A 24,389-nucleotide genomic window follows, 5' to 3' on the forward strand; every position below is an offset into this window, starting at 1 on the left:
GGTGAGCCCGGCGCAGCGGCCATCCCCCAGGGATCGCCGCTGCGCCGAGGCATGACCAGCGCCGTCAGCCGCTTCCGTTGGTGGCGGCGGCCGCCCAGGGAGCGCCGTTCGCGACCAGGGCTCTCGCCTGGCGGGCGGGACGGATCCTGTTGACACCGACCGCCGCGCGCACGGCGCCGTTCTTGCCGTACAGGGCCAGCAGCGAACGGTCGCCGAGACTCCCCTCCGTGATCGCGAACCCGTCCGCCCCACGGGGAAGGCCGTGGATCTGGATCTTCAGGTCGTACTGGTCCGACCAGATGTAGGGGATCGGCGTGAACGGCTTGCGCTCGTCACCGGCGAGGATGTTGCGGGCCACGGCCATGCCCTGTTCCGCCGCGTTGGTCCGGTGTTCGATGCGCAGCCGTTCGCCGAAGCCGACGTGCTCCCAGGAAGCCACGTCCCCCGCGGCCCAGACCCCGGGCGCGGCCTGGCAGTACCGGTCGCACACCACGCCGTTCCCGGTTTCGACACCGCTGCCGGCCAGCCAGTCCACAGTGGGCACCGAGCCGATCGCCACCAGAACCGCGTCCGCGTGGACGCTCCTGCCGTCGGCCAGCCGCACCCCGCGGGCGCGGCCACCGTCCACGAGCACCTCCCGCACGCCCACGCCGGCCAGGATCCGCACCCCGTGCGCGGCGTGCACGTCCACGAGCATCCCGCCGACCTCCGGCCCGAGCACGTCGGCCAGCGGAGCCGGGATGTCCGACACCAGGCTCACTTCCGCTCCGCCGAGCGTGGCCACCGCCGCCACTTCGGCGCCGAGGAAACCCGCGCCGACGATGACCAGCCGGCGGGACACCTCCAGCTCGGCACGCAGAGCCAAGGCGTCATCCAGCGTGCGCAGGACGTGCACCCCGGCGACGCCCTCGGTCCCCGGCAGGCGCCGGGCACGGGCGCCGGTCGCGATCACGAGCTCGTCGTAGTCGACCGTGCTCCCGTCCGACAGCTCGACCCGGCGCGCCTGGTCGTCCAACCCGGTCGCACGCACGCCCAGGCGCAGGTCCAGGCCCAGTGCCTCGATCACGGCCCGCTCGCGCAGCCAGACCCGCTCCTGCGGCCACTTTCCCGACAGGATCTCCTTCGACAGCGGCGGACGGTCGTACGGCAGGTGCTCCTCTTCGCCGATCAGGGTGATCCGCCCCGAAAAGCCTCCGCGGCGCAACGTCTCCGCGACCGACAGCCCGGCGGCCGATGCGCCCGCGATCACGACGCTTTCCGGAGTCTTCACCGCTCGTGCACGGTGATCGCCGCCGCGGGGCACACCATGGCGGCTTCCCGCACCGCGTCCCACTGTTCCTCGGGCGGGTTCTCCTCGAGCAGCTCGACCACCCCGTCACTGTCGCGCTGGTCGAAGACCTCCGCCGCCGCGAACACGCACTGCCCCGCGCCGACGCACTTGTCCTGATCGACCTCGATCTTCATGGTTTTCCTTTCTCTACCAGGTGACGGGCAGTTCGTGGACGCCGTACACCGCCATGTCTCGTTTGAACCTCAGGTCTTCCACCGGTACGGCCAGCGCCAGCGTGGGAACGCGGCGGTAGAGCGTGCCGTACACGACCTGGAGCTCGACGCGGGCCAAGGGCTGCCCGAGGCACTGGTGCACGCCGTAACCGAACGCGAGGTGATGCCGCGCCTTGCGGCGCACGTCGAGCGCGTCGGGCCGGGGGAACGCGGCGCCGTCCCTGTTGGCGATGTCATTGGCCGCGATGATGCCCTCACCCTCGCGGATCACCTCCCCGCCGATCTCGATGTCCTCCAGGGCGACGCGACGCCGTCCGGAATGCGTGATCGTCAGGTACCGCAACAGCTCCTCGACGGCGTTCGCGATCAACTTCGGGTCGTCGCTCTCGCGCACCTGCGCCAGCTGGGCCGGGTTCTCCAGCAGCGCGACCGTGCCCAGCGCGATCATGTTCGCCGTCGTCTCGTGCCCGGCCGACAGCAGCAACCGCCCCATCGACGCGATCTGGTCCCTGGTCATGGCGCCGGTGCGCAACTGCTCGACGGCCAGCCTGCTGAGCAGGTCGTCGCCCGGCTCCTCGTTCTTCCGGTCCACCAGATCGCGCAGGTAGCCGAGCAGCTCGTCGACCGCGGCGAGGGAGTCCTCTTCCGTCGTGTCGTGGGCGATCAGCTTCTTGCTGACCCGCTGGAAGAAGTCGTGATCGGCGTACGGGACGCCGAGGAGCTTGCAGATGACCAGCGACGGCAGCGGGAGCGCCAGCGCTTCGACGAGGTCCGCGGGCTTCGGACCCGCCAGCATCCCGTCGATGAGCTCGTCGACGATCCGCTGGAGCCACGGCCGCAACGCCTCCATCTTCTTGACCATGAAGTCCTGTGTGAGCAGCCGGCGCTGGGCGGCGTGCTGGGGATCGTCCAGGTTGATGAACGACTTGGCGCGCCTGCGGCTGGCGGTCACCGCCGCGTTGATACTGGGGTAGCCGGGCCGTTCGTTGTCGGCGCTGACCCGTGGGCCGGCCAGCACTGTCCGGACGTCGTCGTAGCGGGTCACCAGCCACGGTGTGCTGCCGTCCCACAGTTTCACCCGTGACACCGGAGCTTCGGCCTGCAGGCGCCCGAGCTCGGGCGGTGGATCGAACGGACACCGTCCGCGGGTCATCGGGAAGCTGGGTGTTGTCGTCGCCATCCTGCACCCTTCACGGAAAGTCACTGAACGATTGTTCGGATACTTACCGAACAGATGTTAGGCAATCCGGTGGGAAGTTGTCCACTGTTCTGTGGGACAGCGCATGGCAGCGGCCGGGCCGACGGGGAAGCAAACGGAGATAACGGACTACGCGAGCACGAGTGAGACCAGCTCGTCGACGAACTCCGCGATCGCCTGGGGACTGTGCCGCGCGGTACTGCTGTGCAGCAGCGCCACTCGCCCGTGGACGCTCACCACCACGAGGACCGCGGCACGGTCGCTGGGCAGCCGCAACGCGCGCCCCGCCGCCTCGCACCGCACGAAGCCCTCCGCCACCATCGCGAGCACGTCCGACAGCAGTTCGGTCCGTTCGGTGCCGCTGTTGAGCATCAGGCGGTAGTGGCCCGGGTTCTCGATCGCGAAGGCGCAGTAGGCGCGAAGCTGGGCCCGCACCCGGCCCACGACCTCGCCCTCGCCCAGGCTTTCGTCCGCCTCGCGCATCGCCGTCCGCAACCGCGCGAACTCGAACCGCAGCAGGGCCCGCACGACCTCGGCGCGGTCGGCGAAATGCTGGTAGATGCTGGCCGGTGCGATCCCCGCCGCCCGAGCGATACCGCGGACCGTCAGGGCGTCCTCGCCCTCGATACTCGACAACAACCGGCTGGCAGCCTGCAGGATCTCCGTCCGCAACTGCTCGCCCTCACCCCACCGGTTGCGGACGCGCGCGGGCGTGGCGTTCACGTGATCCTTCACCGGCCCATCTTCGCTTACCGCGCAAACTACCCCGCCCCGGCGCCCGGCCGCCGCGCCCTACCCGACCGAGATCTCCGCGAGTGACCGGTCCTTCGTGCGCGGGCCCAGCGCGACCGACGTGGTCGCGACCACCATCGTCGCGATGATCGTCCACATCGCCCAGTGGGCACCGGCCTGGGAGAGCACCGGCAGGACCACGAACGGCGCCACCGCGCCACCGAGGTGTCCCACTCCGTCGCCGATCGCGGCGGCCGTGCCGCGGGCGTGGGTCGGGAAGATCTCGGCGGTGTAGGTGAACGCCGGGGGCACCATGATGCCGATGGCGAAGGTGAACAGCAGGTTCGCCACGACGAGCACGGCGGGCCCCGAACCGGCGACCAGCAGCAGGTAGCTCACCAGTGTCATGCCCGCGGAGAGCACGATGATCGTGCGCCGTTCGAAACGCTCGATGGCGCCGAAGAGCAGCAGGCAGGACAGGACCCCGGAGATCCGGCCGATGACGGTGAGCCAGATGGCCTCGGCCGGTCGCGCGCCGAGGCCCTCCAGCAGCAGCGGCTGGTAGGAGCTGAACCCGTAGAACCCGACGTAGAAGAAGAACCAGAAGCCGGTGATCAGCGCGACCCGGCCCAGCATCGGGCGGCGCAGCAGCTCGGCGAGCGGCGTGCGGGCGTCCTTGACGGGCTCCGCCACCGTGGCCGGACCCTCGGGTGGCAGCTGCGCGTGCCGGTAGGAGCGCGCGGCCAGCCGCTCGGTGATCCGCTCGGCCCGGTCGAGCTGACCGCGTGCCGCGAGCCAGCGGGGTGACTCCGGGATGACACGGTCGCCCAGCAGGAACAGCACGACCAGGACGAGAGCGCCGAACGCGATGAGGATGCGCCAGCCGGCCGGGCCGAGGTCGAGCACCGGCAGCGACCCGAACCCGATCAGCGTGAGCAGGACCGCCTGCATCAGGTAGATCGTGGTCAGGTACCGGCCACGGCGGTTCTTCGGCGCCAGCTCCCCGACGTAGGCCGAGGCGAGCGCCAGCACCGCGCCCATGCCGCACCCGCACAGGAACCGGAAGAGCGTGAACGACCACAGGTTCCACGACATCGCCGTCAGCAGGCCGCTGGCGCCGAGCACGGCCACCGTGCCCCGCAGGCCGGCCAGCCGTCCGCGCCGGTCGGCGAGGTGGCCCAGCAGGTACGCCCCGATCGCGTACCCGACCAGGTTGGCGGTGACCGGCCAGGACAGGTCGGTGACGTGCAGCCCGAGCGACCGGGAGATCGACGGGAACGTGATCGTGACGACGCTGATGTCGTAGTTGGCGAACAGGTAGGTCAGCAGGAGGCCGAACGTCGCCAGCGCGCTCAGCCCGACGCGGGGTGCGTCGTCGAGCAGCTGGTTGACCCGGGCTCCCCGCCGGAGATCCGCCTCCGGCACGTGGGTGGGAACGGTGGACACAGTGCGCTCCTTACGTCGTTGTAGGGGGTGCAGAAGGGATTAGTCGTTCCAGACGACCAGTGCGTCGAGCGCTTCGATGCCGTCCGCGGCAACGCGCAACGGGTTCACCTCCAGCGCGGCGAGATCCGGGCCGAGGCGCCGGGCGAGGTCGCCGATGCGCCAGACGACGTCCGCGAGCCGGTCGACGTCGATCGGTGCGCTGCCGCGGGCCCCCTGCAGCAGGGGCGCGGCCTTCAACTCCAGGATGGCGTCGCGGACGGTGTCCCGGTCGGCGGGCAGCGCGATCCTGCGCACGTCCCGCAGCGTCTCGGTCCACACCCCGCCCATGCCGACCGCCAGCACCGCACCCCAGTCCGGATCCCGCACCACACCGACGAGGAACTCCAGTCCGCCCTCGCGCATCGGGCTCACCAGCACGCCGTCCACCGACGCGCCGGGCACCGCGGCGGCGATGTGCGTCAGCAGGGCGTCGACGTGCGCGGGCACGTCCGCCGCCGCCACGCCGAGCACGACGCCACCGACGTCGGACTTGTGGGCGATGTCGGGCGAGACGATCTTCAGCGCGTACCGGTCCGCCGAGCCCGCGACCAGTCCCGCCGCGGTCGCGCCGTCGCGAACGACGGTCGCCGGGACCACCGGCACGCCCTCGCGTTCGAGCAGTGCGCGGCTGCGGGACTCCGACCAGGTACCGGTGGCGGGCCCGAGGCCGGTGACGTCGAGCGGCCCGGCGTCGGCCGTGGTGTCCAGCAGGTGCGCACGCGCGTGGCGGGCGAGCAGGGACAAGGCTGTCAGCACGCGGTCCAGTCCCCAGGCGACGGCGGGCATCGGGTGTTCCCGCCTGAGCCGGAGCGTCGTGTCGGAGTAGGTGCGCACCGTCGTGCTCACCAGCAGGGCCGGGACGGGCGAGTTCTCCGCAGCGCTCAGCAGGCCGGCGAGCATGCCGTCCTCGGGGGTGGCCGCCATGTGGTCGGCTTCGGTGATGGCGATGGACACGTCGATGTTCGGGTCGGCGGACATCAGGGCCAGCCCCTTGCCGAACAGCTCCCGGTCGGCGACCGCGGCGCCGGTGACGTCGAGCGGGTTCTGGGCGGTGCCGTAGGAAGGCAGCACCTCGGCGAGCCCGGCGGCCGTCTCGGGGGCGATCTGCGGCAGCTGGAGCCCGAGCGGCTCCGCCAGGTCGCCGGCGATGTCTCCGGCGCCACCCGAGATGGAGGTGACACCGACTCGGTTGCCCCGGATCGGGCCGACCCTCGTGAAGATGTCCGCCGTGGCGAGGAGATCCTCGAGCGTGTCGACGCGGACCACGCCCGCGGCGGTGAGCGCGGCTTCGATCACGGCGTCGTCACCGACGAGCGATCCGGTGTGCGCCATGGCGCTGCGCGCGGCCGCTTCGCTCCGGCCTGCCTTCAGCACCACGACGAGCTTGCCCGCCGCGTGCGCGCGCAGACAGGCCGCGCGGAAGTCGTCGGGACGGCGGATCGTCTCGAGGAACACGCCGATGGCGGTGGTCCCCGGATCGTCGACCAGGTAGTCGATCACGTCGCCCGCCGTGACGCCGACCTCGTTGCCCGTGCTGACCACGACGCTGACCCCGACGTCGAACTGACGGGCCAATGTGGACAGTTGACCGCCCAGGTTTCCGCTCTGCGACACGATTGCCACCGACCCCGGGCGCAGCGGAGCGTCCTGCCCCATCGGGGTGAGCCCGATTCCTGCCCGCACGTTGGCGAAACCGAGGTTGTTCGGCCCCAGCACGGCCATGCCGGTCCTGCTCGCGAGCTCGGCGATCGCGTTCTGCAGCACGAGCCCCTCCGGACCCACCTCGGCGAAACCGGAGCTGAGCACCTCGGCCGCCGGAACGCCCAGGACAGCGGCCTCCTCCAGCACGCCGTACACCCTGGCGGCGGGCACCATCACGTACACGAGATCGGGTACCCGGGGCAGGCTGGACAGGCTGGTGGCCAGCTCGTGCCCGTGGGCCGTGCCGCCGCGGGGGTTGACGTAGTAGACCTCGCCGTCGAAGCCGTAGGCGCGCAAAGCGTGCTCCACCAGACCCGACCACGCGTTCCGGTCGCTCGCCCCCACCAGCGCCACCGACCGCGGCTCGAACAGCGGGCTCAGCCGGTGCCGCCCACCCGGCCTGCCGCCGCTGTCCGCCGGTGCCTGGTCCATCGTCGTGGTCACGCGTTCGCTCCCTTGCGTTCGTGATGTGCGAGGAAAACGCTAGTCAGCGGGAGCCGGGGGAACCACGATCAGCTGGGTCGCGGAGCCGGACCGAAACGGTCCGGCTCGGCAGTCACGCGCTCGCGCACCGCGCGGACGATGTCGTCGAGATCGACGCGGTCACGCCGCCACACCAGGTGGGTGGCGGCGAGGATCGGACGCTCGGTCACGAGCCGCACGAGCGAGGCGCTCGTGGGCCACGGCGATCCCACGAGGTTCAGCATCACCCGCCGGCCGTGCTGCGCCAGCACCGCGAGCGCGTTGGTGTCCGCACGCGGCAGCACGCGGATGTCGGTGAGCCGCTGCTCGGCCAGGAAGCGGTCGAGATCGGCGCTGAAGTTCAACGGATACGAGGTGAGCAGTGTCCAGCCTTCGAGAGCGCCTTCGGTCAGCCGGTGCCCGGGAAGCCGTGCTGCGGCTTGCGCGCCGGCGAGCACCTCGATCTGCTCCACGCCGATCGGCACACGTCCCAGCCGCTCATCGGCCGCCACGACGCGCACGGTGGCGATGTCGAGCTGCTGATCGAGCACCTTCCGGTTTTGCACGGGCGAGCTGGCGGGCAGGAACTCCAGCTCGGCCCCGGGACGCAGCCGCCCGAGGACATCCTCCAAAACCTCGGTGACGGTGGCGCTGATCCCGGGCACGAGCCCCACCCGGAACGGCACTTCCCGGATTCCGATGCGGAGTGCTTCGACGCGGTCGAAGGCGCTCAGCACCTCCTCGGCGAGCGGCAGCAGCCGCCGTCCCGCCTCGGTGAGGTCGAGACGACGGCCGCCCCGCACGAACAGCGGCGCGCCCAGGTGCCGTTCCAGGTCGCGGATGCGCCGCGACAGCGGACTGGCCTCCATCGAGAGGCTGACGCTGGCCGCGGCGACGGTGCCCGCCCTGGCGACCTCGACGAAGTACCGCAGGTGCCGAATGTCCACAAGCGACTCCTCGGGCGGGGACCCGGCTACTCCACCTTGGCGAAGTACGGCACCGTCTCGTCGTGCTCGCCGTCGCCGGACTTCTCGAACCGCACCCGCACCCGCGCCCCGGCGAGGTCCTCGTCCGGGTCGAACCCGCGCAGCTCGGTCCACCACCACGGGCCTTCGGCGAGCTCTACGATGCCCACCACGGAACGACGGGTGCCGCCGTCGGGTGTCCTGGTGTGGGGCACCGACCAGGTCACGACGGTCCCTTCGCCCGAGGCCGGCACGTGCTCGAAACGGGCCCTGTCGAAGGCGGTGTCGGTGCGGGGGTCGAGGATCTCGCCGGTGGTGGTGTCGCGTAGCAGCAGGAACTCACCGCGCGCGGTGCCGTCGAAGAACTCTGCCGTCGCCGCGTCCCGGCGCACTGGGAAAAGTGCCATTCCACTCAGTCCTTTCTAGACAGTGCCCAGCACGAGGGTGGCGTGGTGGTCGAGGGTGCCGCCGTTGCCGGACACCAGCACCCGGTCGTGCTTGGCGACCTGCCGTTCCCCCGCCTGGCCCCGGGTCTGGATGACGGCCTCGGACAGCGGGGTCATCCCCCACAGGTAGTACGAGGACAGCTCACCGCCGCCGGTGTTCACCTTGAGCGTCCCGTCCGGGCCGAGCCTGCCCGGCTCCGCCAGGAAGGGCCCGCCTTCGCCCTTCTCGCAGAACCCGTAGTCCTCCAGCGTGATCAGCGCGGTGAAGGTGTAGCAGTCGTACACCTCGACCACGTCGATCTCGTCCAGCTTCGTGTCGGCCATCCGCAGCGCGGCCGGTCCCGAGCGCGCGGCGCCGCTGACGAGCCCGAAGTCCTCGTTGCGCACGCCGGTGCGGCCGGGGTGGGTCTGGGCCCAGCCGAGCACCTCGACGGGCGGCTGCTTGAGGGTACGGGCGCGGTCCAGCGACGTGATCACGAGCGCGATGCCGCCGTTGGAGACCAGGCAGCAGTCGAGCAGGTGGAACGGTTCGGAGATCCAGCGTGAGGCGTGGTAGTCCGCCAGCGTGATGGGTTTGCGTAGCTGTGCCAGCGGGTTCATCGTCGCCCACTGCCGCTGCGCCACCGCGATCGCGCCCAGGTGGTCGTTGGTGGTGCCGTACTTCCGCATGTGCCGCCGGGCGGCGAGCGCGTAGTAGGTGTTCGCGCTGGACAGCCCGCCCGCCGCCATCATCCCGCGCCAGCCGGTGGGCAGCGACGCCGCGCTCCGGTAGGCCGCGCCCGCGCCGAGGTTCTCCTTGAGCGGGTCGTCGGCCCACACGACGGCGATCGTGTTCGCCATTCCCGACTGGATGGCCATCGAGGCGTACTGCACCATCTGGGCCGCGGTGGACCCGTAGCCCTGCATGGACGTGAGCAGGTTCAGGTCCGTCAGGCCGAGCATGCCCTGCAGGCCCAGGTCGACCCCGCTGCCGAGGCCGCTCGAGACGATGAGGCCGTCGAGGTCGCCCAGTTCCAGCCCGGCGTCGGCGACGGCGTCGCGCACGGCGATCGAGGCGAACTCGCTCGCCGTGTAGCCGTAGACCTTGCCGATCTCGCTCATCCCGAGACCGGCGATCGCGGTCCGCACAGTCATGGTCACTTCCCTTCCCAGCGCGGTTGACGCTTCTCCGCGAAGGCGCGCATGCCTTCCCGGGCGTCCTGTGTCGTCATCAGATGCGCGCCCTCGGCCGCGCTGCGCGCCCAGTCGGCCTCCTCGGCGGCGACGGTCCCGTCGGTGATGCCCTTGGCGATCCGCTTGGTCACCTGGACCGCGACCGGTGCGTTCGCCAGGATCCGGTCGGCCAGCGCGAACGCCGCCGGCAGCAGGTCGTCCAGCGGCACGACCTGGTTGACCAGTCCGAGCTCCTGCGCGCGTCGCGCGGACAGCGGCTCACCGGTGAGCATGACCTCCATCGCGATCTTGTGCGGGATCTGCCGCGGCAGCCGGAAGGCGCCGCCCGCTCCCGCGAAGATGCCGCGCTTCACCTCGGGCAGGCCGAACGCCGCGCTGTCCGCCGCCACGGCGAGGTCGCTGGCGAGGGTGATCTCCGTGCCGCCACCGAGGGCGAACCCGTTCACCGCGGCGATCGTCGGCTTGGAGATGTGGTGCGTCACGTAGCCCGCGAACCCCCAGCGCCGCAGGCGTTCGTCCTCGCCCCCGAGGTCACCGGCCGCCGCGGCTTTCAGGTCCGCGCCCGCGCAGAACGCCCGGTCCCCCGCACCGGTGACGATCACGCACCACACGTCGGTGGTGTCCTCGGCGTAGTCCAGCGCCTCACCGACGCCGACGGTGACGGCCCGGTTGACGGCGTTGCGTGCTTCCGGCCGGTTCAACGTCACCAGCAGCACGTGTCCCCGCTTCTCGGCGAGCACGGCGCCGTCGCCCCCGACCGCGATGGGTTCGGGCTCAGTGTCGAAACTGCCCACAGTCGTTCACTTCCCTTTCTCACACACGGCCGAGCCAGTCGAGCATCAGCCGGTTGAACTCCTCGGGACGCTCCTGGTGCAGGAAGTGGCCCGCGCCTTCCCAGACGTGCAGCTCGTCCCGGTCACCGGCCGGCAGCGAACGCTCCAATGTGGACGCTTCCCCGTTCGCGTAGACCGCCAGCCGCGGCTGGGACCGCCGCCGGAGGTAGTCGGCGGCCACCACCCCACGGCCGATTCCCTCGTCGCCCTCGTAGAGCCCGAGCAGGCACCCCGACACGACGTGCTCCGGCACGCCCAGCAGGCGCCGGAGGTGCCAGGTCTTCAGGAACGGCGGTGTCGTCGCGGTGTAGAACCCCGCCGCGAACATCCCGGCGGCGGTTCCCACCGGGTCCGGACCACGCATCGCCGCGAGCACGGGGGCGAGGTGCTCGTCCGCGGTGTTGTACACGGGGTCGACCAGAACCAGCCCCTGGACCAGGCCGGGGTGGCGGACCGACAACGCCGACGCCACGACCGTGCCCATCGAGTGACCCGCCACCACGGCCTGCTCGACCTCCAGTGCGCGCAGCAGCGCCGCCGCGTCGTCGGCGAGGACCTGTGGGCGGTAGGAGCCTTCCGGGGCGGACGAGCGGCCGTGGCCCCGGTGATCCGGCGCGATCACCCGGTAGCCGGCGGCGAGCAGGGCGGGCACCTGCCACGACCAGTCGTGCGAGTCGCACGACCAGCCGTGCAGCAGCAGCACCGCGGGTCCGCTGCCCTCGTCGGTGTAGAACAGCTCCACGTCGTCCAGTGCGATCCGGGGCATCACCGCACCCCCTTCCGTTCGGCCGACACGGCCGGGTTCTCCTCGAGCGCGCCCGCGTCGAGCAGGCGCTGGATCTCGTCGTCGGGCAGGCCGAGGACGTCGCGCATGACCTGCCGGGTGTGCTCGGCGGCCAGCGGCGCGGGACCCAGCCGCGGCTCGCCCAGTGTCCGGGTCCGCGCCTCGCCCAGGTTCGTGACCAGCGGGTGGGACAGCTGCGGCTGGACCAGCTGGCCGAACACCTTCCGGGAACGCAGGTGCGCGTCCGCCCGCAGGTCGTCGACCCGCAGCATCGCTCCGGCCGGCACACCCAGCGCCTGCAGCTCGGCCGCGGCGTCGCGCGGGTCTCTGGCCCGGCTCCACTGCGCCAGCAGTTCCCGCAGCTCGTGCCTGCGCGCCCAGCGCTGGGCCGCCGTCGCGTACCCCTCGTCGCCGGTGAGGTCCGGCCTGCCGATGGCCTTCGCGACCGCGGCGAACCGCTCGTCCCCCTGGGCGTCGACGACGAGCCACTCGTCGTCACCGGCCGCGGGGAAGATGCCGCGGAACGCGTCGCCGCCCCGGTCGTTGCCCTCGCTGCGCGGCCCGGCCCCGGGTGCGAGCGACTCGGCGAGCAGCAGGTCCGCCATCGCCCCGAAGATCGCGTCGACCTGCGCGGTGCTCACCCGGCCCCCGGCCCCGGTGCGGTCGCGGCGGATCAGCAGCGCCACGATCGCCGCCGCGTTCAGCCGGGCGACCACGTGGTCCGGGAAGATCGTGATCGCGTCGCTGTAGCCGTCGTCCTCGTCCGGGTAGGACCACAGCTTCGACAGCCCCGCACTGGCCCGCACCAGCGGCCCGTAGCCCAGCCGCCTGCTCCACGAGCCGTGGTTCCCGAACGCGCTCGACTCCGACAGGATGATGCCGGGGTTCAGCGAGCGCAGGGTGTCCATGTCGAACCCGAGCGAGGCCAGCGTGCCCGGCTTGAAGTTGGTCAGCACCACGTCGGAGCGGCGGACCAGGTCGGCGAACACCCGCTTGCCGTCCTCGCTGCGCAGGTTGAGGCCCAGGCCGCGCTTGTTGCGCATGCCCCAGCTGGTGCCCTCGGAGATGAGCTCCCCGCCGGGGGTCTGCCGGGCCCCGTCGGGAAACGCCGACGACTCGATCTTGATCACGTCCGCGCCGTAGTCCGCGAACAGCCGCCCCAGCTCGGCGCCGACGACGATGACCCCGAGATCGAGCACGCGCAGGCCCTCGAACGGCAGCCGACCCGGACGCGCGTCCGGCAGCGCCGGAACCCCGGTGTGCGCGGACGGGCCGTCACCGGTCTGGGCCGGGAGCCGGGAGTCGTCGAGCTCGAACCAGCCCGAGTGCATCACGGCGGGCGCACCGTCCACGGTGGTCTCGACGAAGGAACCGTTCTCGCGGAACGCTTTCTCCGCGAGAACCTCCTGCGCACTGGCGAGCGCCGCGGTCGGCACCCCGTGCTGCTGCCCCTGTTCCACCGCCTCTTCCATGGTGAGCCCGGCGAACAGCTGCCCGATCAGCGGGTACAGCCGGGGCGCGGCACCGAACCGCGTCATCGTGTTGTCGTACTTCGGGTCGTCGAACTCCGCCGGCCTGCCGAGCCACTCGAACATCCCGCGCCACTGGCGCTTCGACAGGACGCAGATGCGCACCATCCCGTCCCGCGCGGCGAAGATCGGGTACAGGTGGCGCGCGTCGGGACGTCCCCGGGGCAGCTCGCTCAACGGCACCCCGGCGCGGGCGCTGCCGCCCACGCCGAACACCGGATCCAGGATCTGGATCAGCGCCTCCTGCACCGAGAAGTCCGCGATGTCCCCCTCGCCGGTGGCCCGCACGTGCGCCAGCTCCAGCAGCACGACCCACACCGCCTGGACCGCCGCAGACTCGTACAGCAGGAACTCCGGTGGCAGCAGCGGCTCGGTGACGTCTGGCAGTCCGGACCGGGCCAGCACGGTGCTCAGTGCCGCGTGCACGTCCGGCGTCGCGACCCAGCCCGCGCGTTCACCGGAGGTGCCGAAGTCGGTCATCTCGACCACGACCAGCCGGGAGTTGCGCTCGCGGAGCCGTTCCGCGGCCAGGTCACCGGTCCGCGGCTCGTCCCGCAGGACGACGTCCGCCGAGGCCGCCAGCTCGGCGAACTCCGCACGTCCCTCGGCGGTGTCCAGGTCCAGGGTGACGTAGTGCTTGCCGGCGTTGCGCATCAGGAACGTCAGGCTCTGTCCGTTGTGGACCACTCCGGAGCGGCGAGCGGGTGAGCCGCCCGGTGGTTCGACCCGCAGGACCTCGGCACCGAGGTCGGCCAGGACGCGGCCGACCGTCTGCAGCGGTCCGTCCACCGCGTCCACGACGCGGACGCCGCTCAGCGGCCGGCCGGTCATGACGTCGTTGTCCCGAGACATGGTTCACTCCTTCGTGTGCCGCTGTCACCGCTGGTTCCCGCCAGCGTTCACCTTCCACTGTGGTCACGTGTTCCCGCCCTGCACAGCGCAAAGATGGCCGCGCGGACGCTGCGCGCGACGACGGGGACACCGGCCAATTTCCGCAATGTGCTCCGGACGCGATCGGCGCGGGCCGACGGGTGCCCAGCCGCCTAGAGTGGCACCGTGGAGCTGTCACAGCTGAGGGCCTTCGTCACGGTTTCGCGCACCGGCACCATCGCCGCGGCGGCCGAGTGCCTGAACGTCACCTCCTCCCCACTAAGCCGTACCATTCGCGAGCTGGAACGGCATCTGGGCCGAGAGCTGTTTCTCCGCAGGTATCACCGGTTCGAGCGCACCCCGTTCGCCGAGGAGTTCCTGCCGCTGGCGGTGGAAATCCTCGCCCAGGCGGACGAAGCCGAACGGGTCGCGGCGGGTGAGGAAGCGCCGCTGCGGATCGGTGCCACACCGTGGACGTCGAAAAGGCTCACCCGCCAGCTCATGGAGTCCGCGGCGGAGCGGTCGGCGGCCACCCCCGAGTTCAGTTCGGACGTCTCGTCGGTGCTCATCGAGTCCCTGCGGCACGGCGAGCTGGACCTGGCGCTCGTGCACCTCCCGGTCACCGTCCCCGGCGTCGCCACGGCGGCCCTGGCCCGCTACCGCTACTCGGTCGCCGCCGTGGGCGATCCGAATCTGCCCACGGGCCGTCCCCTCCGGCTGCCGGACCTGCGCGGCCGCAAGCTGCTGTCGTTCCCGCTGGCGATGCAACCCGCGCCGATGAAGGCCATGCTCGACGCCCTGACCGGGGCCGGCGTCGAGTCCATCGTGGAGATCGACCTGCGCGACGTCATCGGTCTCGAAGGACGGATGGCGCGCACGGGTGAGCTGATGCTCGCCACGCTCAGCGACGACCTCCCGGCGGCCCGGTTCCTCGACCTGGACCGGCTGCGCACCTATCCGGTCGCGGACGGCGAGATCCGGTTCGAGATCGGCATCGCCTGGCGCGCCCGCGACTGCGTGCACCACGCCGCCATCGACGCGGTCGTCGCCGCACTGAGCCCGGGCGGCGACGACCTGCCGTTGCTCGGCTGACCCGGACGTCAGCCCTCGTCCGCGCGCCGGGGCAGCCGCACGACCATCGCGCCGGGTCCCACCGTCACACCGTCGTCGTCCTCGCACGCCATGCGGACGGTGACCTCCCCGGTGGCCGGGTCGGCCCCGGTCACCGTGCCGGTGACCCGCGTGGTCGTCCCCACGAGGTTGAACCGGCCCATGCGGAACCCCTTCAGCGCCAGGATGCGCGCCCGCGGCCCGGCCCAGTCACGCAGGCAGCGTTCCCACATCCCCATCAGGAACAGGGTGTTCGCGTAGGCGTCCGGCGCGCCCGTGGCCCGGGCGTAGTCGCGGTTGTGGTGGATGGAGTTGAAGTCCCGGTTGGCGCCGGACTCCATGACGAGGCGGTAGAGCGGGAGCGGGAACGTGACCTGGGGCAGCTCCTCCCCCACCCGCACGTCCTCGGCGTACCGGGTGTCCGGATCCGACGGTGTGGTCACGACTGCTCCTTCCCCGCCGGGTGCGGGTCGTAGGCGTAGGTGCCGGTGCGCATCCGTGCCACCACGTCACCGGCGTCGGACACGATCTCCGACTCGAACGTGCTGAACGCGCCCCGCCCGACCCGGGTCTCCTTGGGCACGCACGACAGCAGCCGCCGGCCCCGGGTGCCGAGGCGCTCACCGACCAGTACCGGCCGGAGGAAGTCGATTTCGATGTCCGTGGCGAAGAAGCCCGTGGTGCGTGGCGCGGGTCCCGGGTCGTCGTTGTTGATCGGCGAGCGGGCGGGCTGTGCGTCCGGTTCCGCCGAGTCGAACAGCGTCGGGCTGCCCGGCGACCACATCGCCGGGATCGTGTACATCAGGGCGGCGCTGCTCGGCGCGATCACCCCGTCGTACCCGGCGGCGCGCGCCGCCTCCTCGTCGTAGTGAATCGGGCTGCCCAGCTCGATGGGTTCGCAGTAGCGGCGGATCGTCCCGGGCTCGACGGCGTCGGCTCCCCAGGTGATGCTGCCGTCGGACAGGTCGGTCCCGACCAGGGCGACCATGCCGTCCCAGGCGGCGACCCAGCCGGGCCGCTCGTCGTCGGCGCTCATTTCATGACTCCTTGTTCCACGAGTGCCTTGATCCTTTCGTCGTCGTAGCCGAGCAGCTCTCCGAGCACCTTCTCGTTGTCCTGTCCGAAGGTCGGGGCGGCGCGCCGCACCACACCGGGTGTGTCGGACAACAGGTAGCGCGGCCCTTCCACGGTCGTCTCGCCGTGCAGCGGATGGGGCAGCCGCACGAGGTGACCGCGGTGTGCCAGCTGGGGATCGGAGCAGAAGTCCGCGCTGGACGCGGACACGTGGGCGGGTACGCCTGCCGCCTGCAGGGCCGCTTCGACGTCGGCGGCGTGCCGCGTGCTCGTCCACTCGGCGACCGCCTCTTCCAGTTCCCCGGCGCGGGCGAGCCGCCCGGCGGCGGAACCGAGCGCGGGATCGCCGAGGAGGTCCTGCCTGCCGATCGCCGCGGCGAGTGCCCGCCACTGCGCGTCGGTCGTCACCGCGATCGCCACGTACCGGCGTCCCTGGTAGGCGTGCTCGTCGGGCAGGACCGGGAACACCCCGTGCGGCGCGTGCTCCCGGTCGGCGTTCCCCATCCGGGTCACGACGGTGCCGTTGTCGGCGTTGTCCGCGATCTCCGGGGCCTGGAACCACACCCCGGCCTCGACCTGGGACACGTCGAGGTAGCAGCCTTCTCCGGTGGCGTCCCGGCGGCGCAGGGCCGCGAGCAGGGCGGCGAGGGAGAACCGCGGGCCGACGTAGTCGGTGTAGGGGCCGTAGGGCCCGAACGCGGGCCGGTCGGGCCACCCCACGATCGACTGGTACCCCGACAGCGAAGCGCCGATGTTGCCGTAACCCGCCAGCGCCGACCACGGTCCGGTCTGCCCGTTTATCGAGGTGCTGAGCACGATCAGGCCCGGCTGCTCCGCACGCAGGGTTTCGTGGTCCAGCCCCCAGCGGCGCATCAGGCCGGGCGAGAAGGACTCGATCACCACGTCGGCCCAGCGGGCCAGGTCGCGGGCGACCGCACGCCCGGCGTCCGACCGCAGATCCAGGGTCACCCCGAGCTTCCCGGCGTTCCAGGTGCCGTAGAGGGCCGAGCTCTCGGGCCCGAAGACGCCGCCGTGGAAGGGCGGCATCAGCCGGGCGGTCTCGATCCTGGTCGAGGACTCGACGCGGACGACGGTGGCCCCGAAGTCGGCCAGTGCGCGGCCGATGACGGGACCGGCGACCACCCAGCTGAAATCGAGGACCTTGAGCCCCTCCAGGGGAAGACGCCGGGTCTCTGCGACGGCCCTGAGCGCCGGGCACGGCGGCGCGGACAGCCACTCGTCCAGGACTTCGCGCGTGTGCTCCCCCAGCAACGGAGCCGGGCGCGTCAGCGTGTAGCCGTCGGCGTCGATGCGGGCGAACGGACCCGGCAGCGTGCGGGCGCGCTCCCCCTCGCCGACGGTGCGGAAGAACTCGCGCGCCGCCAGCTGCGGACTGGTGCGCACGTCCGTCGCGTCGAAGATCGGGACGCACAACAGCTTGTACGCCATGGCCGCCTCGATGATCTCGGCCTTCGTCTTCGTGGCCAGGTGCTTCGCCACGGCCGCGCGCAACTCCGCCGTGTCGGCCTCGGTGAACTCGCCGGACTCGATGAGCCCGGGCACCGTCCGGAAGTCCAGCTTCGCGAAGCGTTCCACCGGTGCGCCTTCGGCGACCATCCAGCGCAGGAAGTTGTTCGTGAACCCACCCGAGGCCGGGCCGACCCCGATGTGGAACTCGACCAGACCGTCCCGGCACTCCCACTTCTTCAACGCGGCTTCGGTGCCGCTGCCGCTGCCCGACTGGTCGACGCGGGGCGCACCGAGCGCCTGCCCGGCCGCCATGTCCTTGTTGACGTCACCCACCGCGTCGGCGAGGACGCGGCCGAGCGTCGCCGCGCCGAGCGACGCCTGCGCGGACACGTCGACGAGCTGCCCGGCGCCGCTGGTGTCCCGCTCCCGGAGGGCGAGCAGGATCCCCGCCGCCGCGTCGGCCGCGGCGTGCAGGAACGCCTGCGGCAGCGAGATCCGCACGGGCGGCCGGTCACCGTCGCGGTGTTCGTCCAGCGGGCCGCCGGCCGCCCAGACCACGAGGTCGGCGGCGTGGTAACCGGCTTTCGGCCCGGTGCGCCCGAACGCCGTCACCGACGCGTAGACCAGCCCCGGGTTGAGCGCACGCAGCTCGTCCGCGTCGAGACCGCGCGGGCCCTGCACGGCGGGGCCGTCGGTCTCGATCACCACGTCCGCGACCGCGGCGAGCCCGCGGATCAGCTCCTGCCCGTCCCGGGTGTCGGGGTCGGCCACGATGCCCCGCTTGTTCGCGGCGTACGCCTCCCACAGGTAGGAGGCGTCGGGGCGCGGCGAACCGTCCGGAGCCCGCAGGTGCGGCGCCCGCAGCCGGGCACTGCTGCCCGACGGCGGTTCGACCTGGACCACGTCCGCGCCGAGGTCGGCGAGGATCCGGCCCGCGAGCAAACCTCGTTCGTCGCTGAGATCGAGCACGCGCACGCCGTCCACGAAAGCCATGGCCTCTCCTGGGGTACCCCGACCATTACTGAACGAAAATGGTCGGTATTGTGCGCCCGAGGCTATACCGACGAAGTTCGTTCAGCAATAGCCCGGGCGCTCAGCCGGCGGTCACGCCGCCGAGGACGAAGTCGACCAGCTGGACCGCGTAGTCGGTCAGCCCCTCCCCGACCCGCCCGCGCAGATCGTCCGGGGTCGCGAGCGCGTGGTTGAGGCAGCCGCCCACGATGGCGTCGAGCAGCAGGGTGACGCTCGTGCCGGGTTTCAGCTCACCGCGGGCGATCGCGCGGCGCACGATCGCGCGGGCGGCGAGGACCTGCGACTGCCGGAGTTCCTTCACCCGTTCGGCTACTTCGGGGATGCGATCGGCTTCCATCAGGAGCCTGGTGGTAGCCCGGCCCGAGGCACCGAAGAACGAGGTCAGCATCTGCCCGGCGAGCTGGACGAGGTCCTCGCGCACGGAGCCGGTGTCGATGTCGGCGACCGGGGTGACGCGGGCCTCCAGGCAGCTGGCCAGCAGTTCCTTCTTGTTCGGCCACCGCAGGTAGATCGATGCCTTGCCCACGCCCGCACGCCGTGCCACGGCGTCGACGGTGAACCTGCCCCAGCCGTCCTCGCCGAACACCTCCGCCGCCGCGCGCAGGACGCGGCGGTCGACCTCGGGATCCCGCGGCCGCCCGGCCACGGAATTCACCTCACCCGGGCCGTGAGGGGGGTCATTGGTGAACGACATCCGGTCAGCATATAGTCGTTCTATTGCTGGACGTAACCTGTTCAGTATCTTCGGAAGGGGACGCCATGCCGGCCGACCAGGCCATCGAAGTCCTCGGTGTGGAGCAGCAGGCAGCCTGGCGAGCCAAGCGGCTGCCCCCGGCCGAGAAGCTGCCGGGCGGGCTGTGGTCGGTTCCGGTGCCCATCCCGGACAACCCGCTGCGCTACACGCTGTCCTATCTTGTGCCCACCGACGACGAGCTGGTGGTCGTCGACCCGGGCTGGGACACCGATGAGGGCTGGCGGGCGCTGCTCGACGGTCTCGCCACGGCCGGTGCCTCCCCCGCCGACGTGACCGGGATCGTGGCCACCCACGTGCACCCCGACCACCACGGGCTGTCCGGCCGCCTGCGGGCCGAATCGGGCGCGTGGATCGGCATGCACCCGGCCGAACGGGACACGCTGCCCCACCGGCACCGCGGTGAGCACGGCGACCCGCGGGCCGAGATCACGGCGTGGCTGCGCACCTGCGGTGCGGTGGAGGCGGACGTCACGGGCCTGTTCGGTGCCCTCGCGGCCGCCCCGCGTCCGGCCGAAGACATGGCCGAACCCGACGTGCTGCTGCACGACGGCGACCTCGTTCCGCTGCGCGGCAGGCGGTTGCGCGCGATCTGGACCCCCGGGCACACCCCCGGGCACCTGTGCCTGCAGGAGCCGGACGCCCGGGTGCTGCTCACCGGTGACCACGTCCTCCCGCGGATCACCCCGGCCATCGGCACCCGCCTCGACGCCGCCGAACCACCACTCGGGCAGTTCCTCGGCTCCCTGGAACGGACCGCGACGTTCGACGATCACGACGCGCTTCCCGCGCACGAGTACCGCTTTCGCGGGCTCGCGCGGCGCAGCGAGCAGCTGCGTGCGCACCACGACCAGCGGTGCCGCGAGATCCTCGCGGTCGTCGCGGAACTCGGGCGGCCCACCGTGTGGGAGGTGGCCACCCACCTGACGTGGTCGCGGCCGTGGCCGGAGATCGGCTTCATGCGGGTGAGCGCCGTGGCTGAGACCGCCGCGCACCTCGAACACCTAGCGGGTCAGGACCGCATCCACTGGCACAAACCCGAATCGGGCACGGCCGGCGCACTACGGGTCAGTACGAACAGGAGCATCCTTTGAGCGACAACGACATCGACCCGCGTACCCCGGTCGTGGTGGGCGTCGGGCAGTTCGCCGAACGCCTGGAAGACCCCGGGTACCAGCGGCTGTCCGCAGTGGACCTCGCGGCCAACGCCGCCCGCGCGGCGCTGGCGGACACCGGCGCCGACCCCGCGGCCGTCGCGGCGGCCATCGACACTGTCGGCGGCATCCGCCAGTTCGAGATCTCCACCCCCGGGGCGCCCGCACCGCTGGGCAAGTCGGACAACTACCCCCGATCGGTGGCGAACCGGGTCGGCGCGGCGCCGGCCCGCGCGATCCTGGACGTCGCGGGCGGACAGGGCCCGCAGCACCTCGTCACCGAGTTCGCGGCGACCATCGCCGCCGGGGACTCGCAGGTCGCGCTCGCCTTCGGGTCCGAAGCGATCTCCACCGTGCAGCACCTGGCCAAGGCCGAGGACAAACCCGACTTCACCGAGCACGCCGAAGGCAGCCTCGAAGACCGCGGCTTCGGCCTGAAGGGCCTGATGTCCCGGCACCAGGCGATGCACGGGCTCACCGACGCGCCGAGCCAGTACGCCCTGTTCGACAACGCCCGGCGCGCCCGCCTCAAGCTGTCGCGAGAGGACTACGCCACGGCGATGGGCGAGCTGTTCGCGCCGTTCACCAAGGTCGCCGCCGCCAACCCCTACGCCGCCGCTCCGGTGGAGCGCAGCGCCGAGGAACTTGTCACGCCCACCGAGACCAACCGGATGATCGCCGATCCGTATCCGCGCTACATCGTGGCCCGGGACAAGGTCAACCAGGGCGCGGCGGTGCTGGTCATGTCCATCGCGGCCGCCGAACGGCTCGGCGTGCCCCGCGAGAAGTGGGTCTTCCTGCACGGGCACGCCGACCTGCGTGAGCGCACGCTGATGGAGCGCGCGGACCTGAGCGCGAGCCCGGCGTCCGTCATGGCGTCCCGCCACGCCCTCGAACTGGCCGGCATCGACGCGGCCGAACTGTCCACACTGGATCTCTACAGCTGCTTTCCCGCGCCGGTCTTCAACATCTGCGACGGGCTCGGCCTGAAGGCCGACGATTCGCGCGGACTGACCCTCACCGGCGGGCTGCCCTTCTTCGGTGGTGCGGGGAACAACTACTCCATGCACGCCATCGCCGAGACCGTCCAGCGGATGCGCGCCGAGCCGGGCACCTTCGGGTTCGTCGGTGCCAACGGCGGGCTGATGAGCAAGTACTCCGTCGGCGTCTACTCGACCACCCCGGCCGAATGGCGCGCGGACGACAGCGCCGCGCTGCAACGGGAGATCGACTCCTGGCCGGCGCCGGAAGAAGCACTGCAGGCCGACGGCTGGGCCGCCATCGAGACCTACACGGTCAAACACAGCCGCGGCGGCAAGCGCACCGGCGTCGTCATCGGCAGGCTCGAAGCCGACGACCGCCGCTTCGTCGCCATGACCCAGGACGGCGACGAGGAGATCCTCGCGCACCTGTCCACCGGTGAACCGATCGGCACCCGCGTGTTCGTGCGTTCCTTCGGGTTCGGCAACCGGGTCACCACCAGCGAAGCCCGGATGGACGAACTGTTCCCGCCGCGGCCGAAGGTGCTGCGCGAGAACTACGAGCACGTCCTGGTGCGCCGCGACGGGCACCTGCTGGAGATCACGATCAACCGTCCCGACGTCCGCAACAGCCTGCACCCGCAGGCCAACGAGGAGCTCGACGAGATCTTCGACGCCTACTTCGCCGACCCCGGGCTGTGGGTCGCGATCCTCACCGGCGCCGGGGACAAGGCCTTCTCCGCGGGCAACGACCTCGGCTACTCCGCCTCGGGCAAACCCGTGTGGGTGCCCAAGAACGGGTTCGCGGGCCTGACCAGCCGCCGGGACCTGCCCAAGCCGGTCATCGCCGCGGTCAACGGGTTCGCCATGGGCGGCGGCTGCGAGATCGCACTGGCCTGCCACCTCGTGGTCGCGGACGCGACGGCGAAGTTCGCCCTGTCCGAGGTCAAGGTCGGACTCGTCGCGGGGGCAGGCGGGCTGGTCCGGCTGCCGCGCACGGTCCCGGCCAAGGTGGCCACCGACATGATCCTCACCGGACGGCGCCTGGGCGCCGAGGAGGCCCAGTCCTACGGTCTGGTCAACCGGGTGACCGAGGCGGGCAAGGCACTCGAAGGCGCCCGGGCACTGGCGGCCGAGATCCTCGACGGCTCCCCCACGTCGGTCCGCGTGTCGCTGCAGGTCATGGCGGAGACTCAGGGCATCGCCGACACCGTCGACGCGGTCACCCATCCCTCCTCCGCCCTCGAGGACCTCATGCTCAGCGAGGACATGGTGGAGGGCATCACCGCCTTCGCCCAGAAGCGGCGCCCGGTGTGGCACAACCGCTGACCCCGCGAGGTCAGTGTTCCGGGGCGGGGATGCCGAGCAGTCCGGTAATCTCGCTGGCCAAGCCTGGATCACCAGCAGTTCACACACGCCCAGATGATCCTCAAGGACACCCACCTCCGCCTCGCTGAAACAGCAATACCGCCGCGTATGCGACGTTATACACACCTGAGTCCTGCTTACCTTGGCGGTCTGAACGACCGAGAGCGGACGGCGTGCTGGAAGTGCGGGGTGAACCCGCCCAGGACGTCGAGTTCGGAGAGCAATCGGGTGCCGTGCTGGCCGAGACAGGCGCCACCGTGAACGCCCCATGCGCACAGCGCTGCGGAGGACCTGCGGCCGTAAAGTACGGCGGCCACCGCCAGGGCTGCCGCATCCACACCATCCACGCCTCGCCCTACCTTCAGCGGCCTCGGCGGCCCTACCGGTCGTGCTCTTGAGCGACGAGGCGACACGCAGCGCAGCGCGACTGACATAGGTTGCGAGGACGGGGCAGGGGTGATCAATGACCGCGTGCCCGCACTCCGGTCCGGCGAAAAACCGACCGGGGGCCAGCAGCATTCGGGGCAGGGTCGTTCACCATCGGTGCTCGCTGGCAGCCCCAGTAGGAGACGAGGGCCATCTTGATCACCGTTTGGCCCCCTCACGCAGCACCTCTACCGGTCCTGGGCGAAGGTCCCTGCCTCGTCGACGAACCGGGCTCGAGCGCCAACCCTCGTTCGCCCGGCGCCGCAAGCGGAAACCATCGTGCCGGTCGCGCGGGTGTTGAGGCTGCCGCGGGCGGTGTAGGTGTAGCTGGTGTTGCCCTTGGTCTGGAGTTGGTTGCGTTCGTTGAAGGTGGCGGTGCCGGGGCCGTCGCGGGTGAGGTTGCCGGCGCCGTCCCAGCCGTAGTCGGTGGTGGTGCCACCGACCGTCCAGGGGCCCGTCGTAGCGCGGGTCAGACCCGAACACCGGGCAGCACCAGATCATCCTCACAGTCGTAGCGAGCAGTCACGGAGCACCGTATCCGCGCCAACGCGGATGCTCGTCATCCTGCTAGGTACACGCAATCGTTTACAAGACGTCCGATGCCTACTACAGTCGCCAAAGTAAACGTTCACGTATACTTGAGGAGAGCTGTGACAGCAGGCACGAACGAACTCCCCGCGACGGCGGAGGGGCTCATCCGGGGGCGGCGAGCGACCAGAGCATTCCTCCCCGACCCCGTCCCCGACGACACGATCATGGCGATCTTCGACTTGGCTCGCTCGGCGCCGTCGAATTCCAACACGCAACCCTGGCAGGTCGAGGTGGCGAGCGGACCCGCGCGGGTCAAGCTCGCCCAAGCGATTCTGGCCGCCGACAGGGCCGGCGAGCGGACCGTCGATTTCCCACCGAGCGAGAACAACTACACACCTGTGCACGCCAGCCGCCGCAAGGCCTGGGGGGCTTCCTTCTACGCCGCCCTGGGCATCGGCCCCGATGACCAGGATTTGCTCGCCGAATACAACGCCAAGAGCCTCAACTTCTACGGCGCACCCCGCGTCGCTCTCCTATACGCACCTGATTCCGGCGACCCCCGGCTAACCGCGGACGTCGGCATGTACGCACAGACCCTCTTGTTGGCCATGAGCGCCTACGGGGTGTCCAGCTGCCCCCAGGGGATACTCAGCTTCTACGCCGACACCATCCGGCGAACACTTGGGGTGACCGGCGGGAAACTCTTGGTCGGGATTTCCTTCGGCTACGCCGACCCTACCGCGGCCATCAACAGGATCGACGTTGGTCGAGAGCCGCTCACGGAGACGACACGTTTCCACTACTGAGTGAAA

Annotated in this window: 20 protein-coding genes; 4 read left to right on the top strand and 16 right to left on the bottom strand. The window is 71.2% G+C overall.

What is annotated here, in order from left to right; translation table 11 throughout:
• Nucleotides 1-64: 64 nt before the first annotated feature.
• The 12 genes from FHX82_RS35790 to FHX82_RS35845 all read right to left on the bottom strand — a co-directional run bounded on the left by FHX82_RS35790 (nt 65) and on the right by FHX82_RS35845 (nt 13,663).
• Nucleotides 65-1,270, bottom strand: a complete 1,206-nt coding sequence (locus FHX82_RS35790) for an NAD(P)/FAD-dependent oxidoreductase (protein ID WP_145936349.1) — start codon at nt 1,268-1,270, stop codon at nt 65-67.
• Nucleotides 1,267-1,464 (bottom strand): ferredoxin, encoded by a 198-nt coding sequence (locus FHX82_RS35795; RefSeq protein WP_145936350.1) that lies wholly within the window; start codon nt 1,462-1,464, stop codon nt 1,267-1,269. The genes FHX82_RS35790 and FHX82_RS35795 overlap by 4 nt, the downstream gene beginning before the upstream one ends.
• Before the next feature lie 13 nt (nt 1,465-1,477).
• Entirely contained in the window at nt 1,478-2,683 is a 1,206-nt protein-coding gene (locus FHX82_RS35800) for a cytochrome P450 (protein WP_145936351.1), read from the bottom strand.
• Nucleotides 2,684-2,830: 147 nt separating this feature from the next.
• Nucleotides 2,831-3,436, bottom strand: a complete 606-nt coding sequence (locus FHX82_RS35805; protein WP_229880283.1) for a TetR/AcrR family transcriptional regulator — start codon at nt 3,434-3,436, stop codon at nt 2,831-2,833.
• A 57-nt stretch (nt 3,437-3,493) separates the two neighbouring features.
• The gene (locus FHX82_RS35810) at nt 3,494-4,879 is read right to left on the bottom strand and encodes an MFS transporter (protein ID WP_183177051.1); all 1,386 of its coding nucleotides are present in this window, start codon (nt 4,877-4,879) and stop codon (nt 3,494-3,496) included.
• Between the two features lie 39 nt (nt 4,880-4,918).
• Entirely contained in the window at nt 4,919-7,063 is a 2,145-nt protein-coding gene (locus FHX82_RS35815) for an acetate--CoA ligase family protein (protein ID WP_145936353.1), read from the bottom strand.
• A gap of 68 nt (nt 7,064-7,131) precedes the next feature.
• Nucleotides 7,132-8,028: a LysR family transcriptional regulator gene (locus FHX82_RS35820; protein WP_145936354.1), complete on the bottom strand. Its 897-nt coding sequence runs from the start codon at nt 8,026-8,028 to the stop codon at nt 7,132-7,134.
• A gap of 26 nt (nt 8,029-8,054) precedes the next feature.
• Nucleotides 8,055-8,453 (bottom strand): Zn-ribbon domain-containing OB-fold protein, encoded by a 399-nt coding sequence (locus FHX82_RS35825; protein ID WP_145936355.1) that lies wholly within the window; start codon nt 8,451-8,453, stop codon nt 8,055-8,057.
• A 15-nt stretch (nt 8,454-8,468) separates the two neighbouring features.
• A complete protein-coding gene (locus tag FHX82_RS35830) occupies nt 8,469-9,626 on the bottom strand; it encodes a thiolase family protein (RefSeq protein WP_145936356.1) in 1,158 nt (385 codons plus the stop codon).
• Between the two features lie 2 nt (nt 9,627-9,628).
• The gene (locus tag FHX82_RS35835; RefSeq protein WP_229880285.1) at nt 9,629-10,459 is read right to left on the bottom strand and encodes a crotonase/enoyl-CoA hydratase family protein; all 831 of its coding nucleotides are present in this window, start codon (nt 10,457-10,459) and stop codon (nt 9,629-9,631) included.
• 19 nt (nt 10,460-10,478) lie between these two features.
• The gene (locus FHX82_RS35840; RefSeq protein ID WP_145936357.1) at nt 10,479-11,264 is read right to left on the bottom strand and encodes an alpha/beta fold hydrolase; all 786 of its coding nucleotides are present in this window, start codon (nt 11,262-11,264) and stop codon (nt 10,479-10,481) included.
• Nucleotides 11,264-13,663, bottom strand: coding sequence for a CaiB/BaiF CoA-transferase family protein (locus FHX82_RS35845; RefSeq protein ID WP_145936358.1), 2,400 nt, complete (start codon nt 13,661-13,663; stop codon nt 11,264-11,266). The genes FHX82_RS35840 and FHX82_RS35845 overlap by 1 nt, the downstream gene beginning before the upstream one ends.
• Nucleotides 13,664-13,867: 204 nt before the next feature.
• Here FHX82_RS35845 and FHX82_RS35850 point away from each other — a divergent pair, with 204 nt between their 5' ends.
• Nucleotides 13,868-14,773: a LysR family transcriptional regulator gene (locus tag FHX82_RS35850; RefSeq protein WP_145936359.1), complete on the top strand. Its 906-nt coding sequence runs from the start codon at nt 13,868-13,870 to the stop codon at nt 14,771-14,773.
• Between the two features lie 8 nt (nt 14,774-14,781).
• On the opposite strand, the gene FHX82_RS35855 is transcribed toward FHX82_RS35850, so the two are convergent.
• From FHX82_RS35855 to FHX82_RS35870, 4 genes are all read right to left on the bottom strand, one after another.
• Nucleotides 14,782-15,234 (bottom strand): hotdog family protein, encoded by a 453-nt coding sequence (locus FHX82_RS35855; protein ID WP_145936360.1) that lies wholly within the window; start codon nt 15,232-15,234, stop codon nt 14,782-14,784.
• Nucleotides 15,231-15,827 (bottom strand): FAS1-like dehydratase domain-containing protein, encoded by a 597-nt coding sequence (locus FHX82_RS35860; protein ID WP_145936361.1) that lies wholly within the window; start codon nt 15,825-15,827, stop codon nt 15,231-15,233. The genes FHX82_RS35855 and FHX82_RS35860 overlap by 4 nt, the downstream gene beginning before the upstream one ends.
• On the bottom strand, nt 15,824-18,328 hold the full coding sequence (locus tag FHX82_RS35865) for a CaiB/BaiF CoA-transferase family protein (protein ID WP_145936362.1): 2,505 nt from the start codon (nt 18,326-18,328) through the stop codon (nt 15,824-15,826). Before FHX82_RS35865 ends, FHX82_RS35860 begins: the two co-directional genes overlap by 4 nt.
• A gap of 100 nt (nt 18,329-18,428) precedes the next feature.
• Nucleotides 18,429-19,013 carry a TetR/AcrR family transcriptional regulator gene (locus FHX82_RS35870; protein WP_229880286.1) on the bottom strand — a complete coding sequence of 195 codons (585 nt, stop codon included), beginning with the start codon at nt 19,011-19,013 and terminating at the stop codon, nt 18,429-18,431.
• A 113-nt stretch (nt 19,014-19,126) separates the two neighbouring features.
• On the opposite strand from FHX82_RS35870, the gene FHX82_RS35875 reads away from it, so the two are divergent.
• The 3 genes from FHX82_RS35875 (at nt 19,127) to FHX82_RS35885 (ending at nt 24,383) form a co-directional block, all read left to right on the top strand.
• The gene (locus tag FHX82_RS35875) at nt 19,127-20,212 is read left to right on the top strand and encodes an MBL fold metallo-hydrolase (protein ID WP_145936364.1); all 1,086 of its coding nucleotides are present in this window, start codon (nt 19,127-19,129) and stop codon (nt 20,210-20,212) included.
• Entirely contained in the window at nt 20,209-22,581 is a 2,373-nt protein-coding gene (locus FHX82_RS35880) for an acetyl-CoA acetyltransferase (protein ID WP_145936365.1), read from the top strand. The genes FHX82_RS35875 and FHX82_RS35880 overlap by 4 nt, the downstream gene beginning before the upstream one ends.
• Nucleotides 22,582-23,696: 1,115 nt before the next feature.
• Nucleotides 23,697-24,383 carry a nitroreductase gene (locus FHX82_RS35885; RefSeq protein WP_229880287.1) on the top strand — a complete coding sequence of 229 codons (687 nt, stop codon included), beginning with the start codon at nt 23,697-23,699 and terminating at the stop codon, nt 24,381-24,383.
• Nucleotides 24,384-24,389 lie beyond the last annotated feature (6 nt).

The organism is Amycolatopsis bartoniae (assembly GCF_014191255.1).
In the GTDB taxonomy this organism is placed as follows: Bacteria; Actinomycetota; Actinomycetes; order Mycobacteriales; family Pseudonocardiaceae; genus Amycolatopsis_E; species Amycolatopsis_E bartoniae.

Bases quoted from the DNA above. Each gene is read 5' to 3' on its own strand.
- FHX82_RS35795 (WP_145936350.1), bottom strand. From the start codon at position 1,464: ATGAAGATCGAGGTCGATCAGGACAAGTGCGTCGGCGCGGGGCAGTGC.
- FHX82_RS35800 (WP_145936351.1), bottom strand. From the start codon at position 2,683: ATGGCGACGACAACACCCAGCTTCCCGATGACCCGCGGACGGTGTCCG.
- FHX82_RS35825 (WP_145936355.1), bottom strand. From the start codon at position 8,453: ATGGCACTTTTCCCAGTGCGCCGGGACGCGGCGACGGCAGAGTTCTTC.
- FHX82_RS35830 (WP_145936356.1), bottom strand. From the start codon at position 9,626: ATGACTGTGCGGACCGCGATCGCCGGTCTCGGGATGAGCGAGATCGGC.
- FHX82_RS35840 (WP_145936357.1), bottom strand. From the start codon at position 11,264: ATGCCCCGGATCGCACTGGACGACGTGGAGCTGTTCTACACCGACGAG.
- FHX82_RS35845 (WP_145936358.1), bottom strand. From the start codon at position 13,663: ATGTCTCGGGACAACGACGTCATGACCGGCCGGCCGCTGAGCGGCGTC.
- FHX82_RS35860 (WP_145936361.1), bottom strand. From the start codon at position 15,827: ATGAGCGCCGACGACGAGCGGCCCGGCTGGGTCGCCGCCTGGGACGGC.
- FHX82_RS35865 (WP_145936362.1), bottom strand. From the start codon at position 18,328: ATGGCTTTCGTGGACGGCGTGCGCGTGCTCGATCTCAGCGACGAACGA.
- FHX82_RS35875 (WP_145936364.1), top strand. From the start codon at position 19,127: ATGCCGGCCGACCAGGCCATCGAAGTCCTCGGTGTGGAGCAGCAGGCA.